Below are 3,339 nucleotides of genomic sequence, written 5' to 3' on the forward strand. Positions count from 1 at the left end.
AGCAAAGTGGGTAGAAATGACCTTTGTCCCTGTGGAAGCGGAAAAAAATATAAAAAATGTTGTGGAAGAGTCTAAAAACTACTATGGAGGATAAAAAGGCATGAAAAAACTATTATTTTTACCGATATTGCTTGTAATGGTATCTTGTAGCTCTCTTTTTGCACCTAAATCTGATATTGCAGAAAAATATAATGTAGACAAGGAAGCCGTTAGAAATTGGGACAAAACTATAAGTGAAACAGTAAAGGGTGAGGCACTTATAGAGGACTGGTATGGAAATGAGGAACCTGTATTTTACCTGAGAAAATCTGGAATCATGAAAGAAAAGGAATATAAATTCCTCACATCTCTTAACAAGAAAGAGACCATTACTCAAGATGATACAGATGAATTTAACAACCTTCTGAGAAAATACAACAAAAAACTTAAAAGAGAGTTTTGGCTGAAAGATGAGAATCTGAAAGATCCTAAGGGACTTGCAGAAAAAATGGTAAAAGAAGCTAACTTGAGAATGAAGAATCCATCAAACTATATTTTAAACAATGTAGCCACAGGAAAAGAAAAAGATCTTCTATCTTCTTATGCAGGAAAGAAAGATCTCACAGAAAAAGAGTCTAAGGAGCTGAGAAAACTTCTTAACTCTTTCCTAAAGAGAGAAGAGCTTTTCGTGGCAGAAAACTGGTATAACAGAGAGATCTCTTCGAGACTCATGGAAATAGTTGAAATTTCTCAAAAAGAGAAGGTTTCCAAGCTGGAAAGAAACAACATAAACGCAAAGGCGCTTTATATTGCTTATCCAGAGTATTTTTCAGAACTTGAAAAATGGAAAGATTAATGTAGAGACCGGGCTGGAAAAGTCCGGTCTTTTCATATGCTTGGCAGGAAAAACAGATTTTATTAATGTTAATATACATGATTAAAATTGAAATTTATTCTAGGCTGAATTATAATAAAGAGACAGCTCTATATTATCGGAGGAAATTATGAAAAAGAAAAATGGAATATGCCCACTTTGTGGGGGAGAAAACGGGTGTGCTGCAGCCACAGGTTCTGATCCTTACAGCTGTTGGTGTATGACTACAAAAGTTCCAGAGGAACTTCTGGAAAGAATACCTAAGGAAATAAGAGGAGAAGCCTGTGTCTGTAAAGACTGTGTGGAAAAATATATGAAGGAAAAACAGGAGGACTGATATGGTAGATATGCATCTGCATACAACTGCTTCAGATGGTGCCCTGTCCCCAACAGAACTGGTGGAAAAGGCTTATAAAAAAGGGATCAAGGTATTATCTATAACTGATCATGACACTATAGATGGTCTGGCAGAGGGTAAAAAAAGAGCCCGTGAGCTCGGAATTGAGTTTATAAACGGAATCGAAATTTCTTGTGACTGGCTAGGGAAAGAGGTGCATATTCTGGGGTATTTTATAAATTGTGATGATGAAAAATTCCAAGGGGAGATCAAGGCACTGAGAGATATAAGGGAAAAGAGAAATGAAAAAATGTTGGAAAAACTCAAGAAAAACGGGATATATATAACTATGGAGGAACTTCAGGAAGAGGCTAAAGGGGATATACTTGGCAGGTCTCACATGGCCAATATAATAATGAAAAAGGGTTATGCCTACTCAAAAAAGGAAGCCTTTGCAAGATATCTGGGTCAGTACGGGATAGCTTATGTTCCTAAGAGTAATCTTACTCCTGACAGGGCAGTGAAAATTATAAAAGAAAACGGAGGACTTGTGTCTTTGGCACATCCTAAACTGATAACAAGAGACAGAAACCAACTACTGAAAATAATCAATGGTCTGAAAAAAGACGGGATAGATGCCTTAGAGGCCTATCACGGTAAGTTTGAAAAAAATGATGTAAAATATTATATGGATCTTGCCAGGGAGACAGGGCTTCTCTGGACAGGAGGGTCTGATTTTCACGGCAATGAAAGAGACACAACAGGTATAGGGGACGGAGAAGTGCCTATGTATGTTTATGAAGCTCTTTTGATTCATTATGAGGGGAGAAAAATATGAAAAAAATAAAAATATATTTTGCAGGTTCCATAAGAGGCGGAAGAGAAAGCAGGGAGACATATGCTGATCTCATAGAATTTTTGAGTAATCACGGAACTGTACTAACTGAGCATGTAGGCTATAAGGATGTGGAAGAGACAGTGGAGAGCGAGAAATCAGATTTTGCCATATATGATCAGGATATAGCCTGGCTGAGAGAGTGTGACCTGGTAGTGGCAGAGGTATCACAGCCATCGCTGGGAGTGGGATATGAGATAGGTATTGCAGAATCCCTGGGTAAGAAAATAATATGTCTCTATAACGAAGAGGCGCCTAAGAGACTCTCTGCAATGCTTGCAGGGAACGAAAAAATAACAACGTGTTTTTATAACTCATTGGAACACGCCAAGAGGTGTATAGGGGAGACTTTAAAAAACCTTTAAAAATTGAAATATAAGGTTAAAAATGATAGAATAAAAACGATGATCTGGAAATAAAAAATACAGGAGGATATATATGATTCTAGTTACTGGAGCTGCTGGGTTTATAGGAAGTGCCCTTGTTTGGAAGCTCAACGAAGATGGAATAAATGATATAATTGTATCTGATAAAATGAGGACAGAAGATAAATGGTTGAACCTGAGAAAAAGAGATTATGCCGACTGGGTGGACAGAGATGAGCTCTTTGACTGGCTGTCTGTTTATGAAAATGCCCGTAAGCTGACTGCAGTAGTACATATGGGAGCCTGCTCTGCAACAACTGAACAGGACGGGGATTTTCTTATGAAGAACAATTATGAATTCTCTAAAAAACTATGGGAATTTTGTACAAATAGAAATATAAAATATATCTATGCATCTTCTGCCGCCACATACGGAATAGGAGAGCAGGGGTACAACGACGATGTATCTCCGGAAGAACTGAAAAAACTGATGCCTCTCAATAAATACGGATATTCTAAAAAACATTTTGATGACTGGGCCTTCAAGCAGGAGGAATCTCCGAAACAGTGGATAGGGCTAAAGTTTTTTAATGTATATGGACCACAGGAATATCATAAGGGAAGAATGGCCTCACTGGTATTTCATGCCCTCAATCAGTACAAGGAAAATGGTATAGTGAAACTTTTTAAATCCCACAAAGAGGGATATGAAGACGGATGGCAACTTAGGGATTTTGTATATATAAAAGATGTGGTAAATGTGATAAAGTTCTTTTTGAACAATGAAACAGAATCCGGGGTATACAACCTGGGAACTGGTAAAGCCAGAAGTTTTTACGAACTGGCACTGAATACAGTAAGGGCAAAGGAAGATAACTATGAGATAAAG

General features: G+C 37.6%; 6 protein-coding genes. All 6 read left to right on the top strand.

Features of this window, described 5'->3' with window-relative positions:
- Nucleotides 1-6 precede the first annotated feature (6 nt).
- Complete coding sequence (locus ABZA26_RS10820) at nucleotides 7-75, top strand: SEC-C metal-binding domain-containing protein (RefSeq protein WP_372714546.1); 69 nt, start codon at nucleotides 7-9, stop codon at nucleotides 73-75.
- Nucleotides 76-100: 25 nt separating this feature from the next.
- Nucleotides 101-835: a hypothetical protein gene (locus ABZA26_RS10825; RefSeq protein WP_372714541.1), complete on the top strand. Its 735-nt coding sequence runs from the start codon at nucleotides 101-103 to the stop codon at nucleotides 833-835.
- Nucleotides 836-983: 148 nt separating this feature from the next.
- Nucleotides 984-1,190, top strand: a complete 207-nt coding sequence (locus tag ABZA26_RS10830) for a cysteine-rich CWC family protein (RefSeq protein ID WP_372714542.1) — start codon at nucleotides 984-986, stop codon at nucleotides 1,188-1,190.
- A gap of 1 nt (nucleotide 1,191) precedes the next feature.
- A complete protein-coding gene (locus tag ABZA26_RS10835) occupies nucleotides 1,192-2,028 on the top strand; it encodes a PHP domain-containing protein (RefSeq protein ID WP_372714543.1) in 837 nt (278 codons plus the stop codon).
- Complete coding sequence (locus ABZA26_RS10840) at nucleotides 2,025-2,450, top strand: nucleoside 2-deoxyribosyltransferase (protein WP_372714544.1); 426 nt, start codon at nucleotides 2,025-2,027, stop codon at nucleotides 2,448-2,450. Before ABZA26_RS10835 ends, ABZA26_RS10840 begins: the two co-directional genes overlap by 4 nt.
- A gap of 73 nt (nucleotides 2,451-2,523) precedes the next feature.
- Nucleotides 2,524-3,339 (top strand): ADP-glyceromanno-heptose 6-epimerase (rfaD, locus tag ABZA26_RS10845; RefSeq protein ID WP_372714545.1); only part of this gene is annotated, 816 nt, incomplete at its 3' end.

The sequence above is a fragment of the Ilyobacter sp. genome (assembly GCF_041583315.1).
GTDB lineage: Bacteria > Fusobacteriota > Fusobacteriia > Fusobacteriales > Fusobacteriaceae > Ilyobacter.